The 5,865-nt window shown below is 46.2% G+C and carries 4 protein-coding genes and 1 pseudogene; 3 read left to right on the top strand and 2 right to left on the bottom strand.

What is annotated here, in order from left to right; translation table 11 throughout:
* Positions 1-1,219, bottom strand: a 1,219-nt coding sequence (locus tag A3750_RS04885; RefSeq protein ID WP_156498412.1) for a sugar-binding protein, incomplete at its 3' end; no start/stop codon positions are given.
* 187 nt (positions 1,220-1,406) lie between these two features.
* Here A3750_RS04885 and A3750_RS04880 point away from each other — a divergent pair.
* The 3 genes from A3750_RS04880 (at position 1,407) to A3750_RS04870 (ending at position 5,188) form a co-directional block, all read left to right on the top strand.
* Entirely contained in the window at positions 1,407-2,474 is a 1,068-nt protein-coding gene (locus A3750_RS04880) for a DUF1254 domain-containing protein (RefSeq protein WP_068548060.1), read from the top strand.
* A gap of 21 nt (positions 2,475-2,495) precedes the next feature.
* The gene (locus tag A3750_RS04875; protein ID WP_068548059.1) at positions 2,496-3,512 is read left to right on the top strand and encodes a DUF1214 domain-containing protein; all 1,017 of its coding nucleotides are present in this window, start codon (positions 2,496-2,498) and stop codon (positions 3,510-3,512) included.
* Between the two features lie 134 nt (positions 3,513-3,646).
* Positions 3,647-5,188, top strand: a complete 1,542-nt coding sequence (locus A3750_RS04870) for a DUF1254 domain-containing protein (RefSeq protein WP_068454621.1) — start codon at positions 3,647-3,649, stop codon at positions 5,186-5,188.
* Positions 5,189-5,411: 223 nt separating this feature from the next.
* On the opposite strand, the pseudogene A3750_RS25905 reads toward A3750_RS04870, so the two are convergent.
* Positions 5,412-5,865: pseudogene (locus A3750_RS25905) on the bottom strand (hypothetical protein); the annotation flags it as partial.

Raw genomic sequence — 5,865 nt, 5'->3', positions numbered from 1 at the left:
CCCACTCCGGAAACCGAATATTACGTGTATACACCATTGGCAACAGAGTATTGTAGACAGGTGAGCCAGACTGAAAGAAGCTTCGTTTTTCAGGTTTGAAGGGATTAAAGGGATTGTTAATACTATCTCTGGCAATATCTGACTCGACCTCTGTAAAGTTCGGGTTAACCGTCAAGCCCAAGGTTTTATTGGTGCCAAAACGCACCTTTGCATCCACGCCAAACTCATTAATGTCGTAATTGCTAGACTGTTCAAACTCGGGATCACCTGGGTCACGCTCGTCATCCTTATGGAGGATATAGTGCGGCGTCACCTCTACATTCTGAACTCCGTACAAATCTCGCTTAGAGGCTATCTGCGCACTCGCGCCCATATCCTCCTCTTGCTGCTGAACCCGCTTTTCGTACTCAACCTTCTCTGCGGCACTCATTGCCTCAGAGTCCGCTAAGGGAGCACGTGCATCAGCCAGCTCCTGCTCCTTCGCTCTCTTGACCAACATCATAGAGCCAAGCGTTTTATCTGTACTACGCGGATAGGACCGCTTGAACATCAACAGCAGCATTTGATCAGTGTCATCCTCATGCTTTGGAAGACGAATCGATTGATGCGGTATGGCAATTTCGACAATGTAACCGGAGTCCGTTACTTGTGCTTCGGCAATCCAGTTAGAATCCCAGTCATAGTAATAACGATCAGCGACAGTGTTCTGAAGAACATCCGTTAACACACCGCTCGGGTTTACACGAAACTCATATTTTTTACTACCAGTACCTGTCGGATCAACAACCAAAGAAACATAATCGTCTTCCTTTACCGCATCGCGATTTCGAAATGCCGTTCTTATCTGGCTTGGATCTGGGTCTCGCGCATCGAACGCGAAAAAGGTATGCGTATCAGTCAACAACGCATAAACGTAAGTCTCAACACTAGCCTTTCCATAGCGCTTTGGGTACAGCTCATAGTCGATGCTAAAAATCTGTGCTTCAGCCCAGATGGGATCATCAAGTACCCCATCAATAACTGGTGCGCCTTTCACTTTCGAGAAAGTAATGACCGGAATCTCGGGCGATGCATCTACAGGACCAATGTTATCCGCAGATGGAATATCCGACTCAGGCGCCTCTTCAACGTATAGTCCATAAGCGTCATTGACAGATAATGCCACGAACAGAAATAAGGTAGTTAAAGCGCGAACAGAGGAAACACCTATCTTTATCATTGTTGTCACTAACAAGTTTTTATAATTAAAGCCGTAACAGTCTTACTGACAAAAGCGGCTACTTCAATGTATTGTTACATTATCAAATACATTGTAGTTTAGTCAGCGCAAATTAAACTATCCATCCAAAGCGCATCCAAGGCGCACCCAAGAATTAAAATAGCTGATCTAATCGAAGGATGAAAAAATGCAAATCATTCACAAAGCAGTCGCGCCGCTATTGTTGACAACACTCATGGCAGCAAGCGCTGCTTTTGCTGAACCAGTTGGTAACCTGAAAAGCTTCTTCGCAAGCGATGGTTTAAAAGTAACGCCCGAGAGCTACCCGACAGCAGAGACCTCTCACCAACTTTTGAAAAACCAAGACTTAGCTGGTGTAAACACGTTTTTGCATAAGCGACAGCTTACGCCTACAGATCAGCAACCGGTCGTAAGAATGAATCGAGATACATATTACTCATTTGCCGTCATCGATGTATCAAAGGGTGCCTCTGTTACCATTCCGGAAGTGCCTGAGGGCAAATATGTTTCCGTTCAGCCTGTCACAGAAGACCATCGTATTCAGCCAATGATGTATGGCGCTGGTACATTCGACCTCAAAACACATATCGGAAGCCATATGTATATCGTGGTTCGACTCGATGCGACCTTGTCGGAAGAAGAAGCCGCCAAAATTCAGGACAAAATGTCGATTGCCGCCAACAGTGACATGCCATTTATGGCAGAACCGGTGAACGAGGCATCCTTCAAAGAAGTCGAGACTACATTAAAGGCCAAAATGCCTGGGATCACCAAGCGCGACGGCAAAGATGCGCTAGTCGGTATGTTCACCGCGCCGACAGATGAATCGAACAAAAAATTCACGCAAGAGAAATATGAAGTGGGTGCCGCAATTGGTTGGGGCGGCGCACAGGAAATCGACAATATCTACGAAGTGTCTGGCAACTACCCTTCAGACACCTGTCATCAAGCCAACTTTGAAGATCCAAAAAACAAAGCATTCTGGTCCGTCACTGTTTATGACAAAGCAGGATTTATGTTTAATGATCTTGCAAACCTAAGCTCAAACACAGCGAAGCCGAACGAAGACGGAACATACACACTAAGCTTTGGCTGCGGGGATGATGCGGTGAATAACATCAAAACTCAAAATGACTCGGGCGTTTTCAACTTGGGTGTTCGCCATTATCAACCGAGCGAAACAGTCAGCCGCGACGGATTTAGGGTTTTACCAACAGTCAAAGCCGTTAAATAACAACACAACGAGGAATTATTGATGAAACGAGCCAAACTTCTATTTTTATTCGCCTTTACAATCGCAATGGCGAACGTGCAATTTGCAATTGCAGAGGAAGCAAACACCATCAAGGTAACGGAAGAAAACTTCACGCATGCAGAAACCGCGCGTAATTTTCGCAATTGGGCAAGTAAAGGGGCAACAAAACAGTTTGTAAAAATGCCGGGCTTACCTCCTAGAGGAAAGGAAGCGCCAACTGTGCAAATGAACGATGACACCTTATACGGAGTTGCGATTGTAAAAGCAGTAGAAGGAAAAATTACTTTCTCAATCCCTGAAACCGACAATTATATGGCGGTGCAAGTCGTTACTGAGCGAGGCCATGGACAGCACTATGTTGTTGAAGATGGCAAGTATGAGCTGCCAATAGAGTCCGATTACGCGATGCTCATTTATCGCTCTGGTACTGAGAATGGCATCGACTTCTCTAAAGAGATGCTAGAAAAAGTCGACCCATCAGACTTGAACTTCGCGACCGACTACAAGATCCAACCTTATGATTACGAGGAAGTAGAGACGTGGGTGAAGAAGTATACGGCCGAAGTGAACAGCATGGATAACTTCACTTATACATTCCCAAGAACATCTGACCTAGTGACTGATTTACACCAATGGAATCTGGAAAACGCAGCCGGATGGGGAGGTGCTAGTCCTGAGGCGTTTGTTGGTAATAAGTATGCAAATAGTCCGATCATGAAAGCCTCAACATGCTACACATCGACGTTTGAAGATCCTAAGAACAAGTTCTTCACGTCGATCACTGCGTACGACTCCGACAAGTACCTGATGGATGGTGTTCGGCACATTAGCTCAAATACCTGGGACAAAAATGCGGACGGAACGATCACCATTTCATTCAATTGTGGTGAAGACGCGAAAAACAATATAGACACCAAAGGCAACGACTTTACCTTTACGTCTCGCCATTACGGCGTCAACCCGAAAGTAATGGAAGCAAAGAAAGATCCGATTATTTCCGCCGTCAAGGCGAATTGAGTACGTTTCTATAAATAAGCCCGTTGCCAGCACCGCGTTTTTTGAGCATACAAAAAGCGACGCTGGCAGCATCTAGAGTCTTATAACCAATAGCTTCATTTCGAAGAAGGCATTGGCTAACTGGAGTGATATGGATGAAACCATTAAAAACCGCAACCTTGCTCAGCGTAGGCATTGCCGTGAGCGCCCTAACGATGCATTCAGTGGCACTCGCGCATGATCATGCTAAGCCCAAGACAATGAAAATGACTACCGATATTCCGGATGGCATTTCAACACCTAACGAGCTAGATACCCAAACACTCGGCAAGCTCAGCTTTTTTGACGGCGTACCTCAGCCAGAGACCGCTGAAAAAGTATACGACTATGTCGACTTACAGAATGCAGTCAATGCATACGTGAATGGCATTCAAATTGCCTCGATGGCGGCACTAAAACAAGGCTTACTATCATTCGGACCAGCAAACGAAACGGCTGTTCTGTTTGAAAACCTCATGGATTCTAAATCTTTGTGGCTTACGCCAAACACCACGTCGGTTTATATGGCGTCTTGGCTTGAGCTAGGAGACGAGCCGATGGTCATCGAAACACCGCCAGATGTTCTAGGCATCATCGACGACCACTGGTTTAAATACGTCGCCGACTTTGGAAGACTAGGTCCAGATAAAGGCAAAGGCGGGAAATTCCTAATCCTCCCTCCAGACTTTGAGGGCGAGGTGCCCAAAGAAGGTTACTTTGTGGTTCCGACGAAGACCTATGGTCATTGGGTCATTTGGCGCGGATTCCAAAAAGATGGCAGCCCCAAGCCAGCCGTCGATGAGACAAAGTCCCTCTTCAAAATCTACCCTCTCTCGAAGAAGAGCAACCCGCCCAAGATGAACTTTGTCAACGCATCTGGGGTGCCACACAACACGATCCACCGAATGGATGCTGAGATATACAGCGAGATTAACACGGTTGTGCAATCAGAGCCCTTGACCGGAGAGAACGAAGAAATACTTGGCACGCTTGCAGCAATCGGCATTAAAAAAGGTCAGGAATTCAAGCCTGATGAGCGAATGGAAAAGATATTGGATGAAGCTGCCAAGATCGGCGCTGCCATCGTTCGAACCCAAATGTCTAAACCAAGAAGCGATTACTTCTATTTGTATGAAAACAGTCAGTGGATAAACCCTCTCGCCTATCGCAGCCATTTATTTGAGCACGAAGGAGCGAGATTACTCGATGCACGAAGCGCTTTTCACTTTTACGCAACGGGCATCACACCGGCTATGTCAGCCAAATTCATTGGTAAGGGCTCACAATATGCGATTGCGTATTCAGACAAAGACGGTAACACCTTTGATGGCGACAAGACCTATAAAGTAAACGTACCGGCGAATGCCCCGATGAAGGATTTTTGGTCCTTTACTATTTATGACAACCAGACCCGATCCATGCTGCAAACCGATGAGCAATTCCCAGGCATTGATAGTAACAAAACAGGGTTAGTGCAAAATGATGATGGCTCTTATGACATCTACATCGGTCCGAAAGCGCCGAAGGGCATGGAAAATAACTGGATTCAAACGGTTCCAGGAAAAGGTTGGAATACGATCTTTAGACTATACGGACCTCTAGAAGCGTGGTTTGAAAAAACATGGAGAGTCAGTGATTTCGAACTGGTCGAAATGTAAGAGAACCGAACCGCTCATATCAAAATCATTTGCGGTTCGGTTTTTACCAGAGCATTTGAAGCTTTTTACAACATGAAAGCCAAGATGCTCTGGTAACCCTCCTTAGGCGATTTAGATACCTCTATACCCTTTTTACCCTTCTCTATCAGCGGCACTAAAGAAACTCGCCTCACCCCAACCTACTCTCAAGCGCAGAACGATTGTCGACCCGATTAAATCTTGTCTAGGCCAATGTTGGAATGTTGTTTGACGACAACAGTTTTTTAAGCTCAGCAATTCTGTGGTGCGCCTCTAACAGCACTTTTTGGCTTTGCTCTGGCGTAAGACCACTCTCACCAAGCTTTCTAAATGCCGGAATCTCTGCAAAGTTAGGGAGATCTTTGAGCTGCTTCTTTCCGATCAGCGTGTGCACCTGTGCAGCCACCACGATGTCAACGTAGTTGGCTGCATCACCTTCGGAACGATACCCCCAGTTTCCGCTGTTCGCGGCCACCTGCACCAGCTCATCTTGAAAACCCCAGTCTTCAAGAAGTTTAGGGCCAATCTTCGTCTTAAGTTTCTGAACGAGCTCATCCACTTTTTGCTCGATCTTCATCACCTGTGGATAATGATCGAGATGCTCAATAATCGGCACTGCCCCAATGTTTTGCACTAGGCCGGCAAGCGTCGCGAGCTCA

The sequence above is a fragment of the Oleiphilus sp. HI0079 genome, from assembly GCF_001635105.1.
Note: the sequence above shows the minus strand (reverse complement) of the source record. Positions and strands in the feature narration are given on the sequence as shown.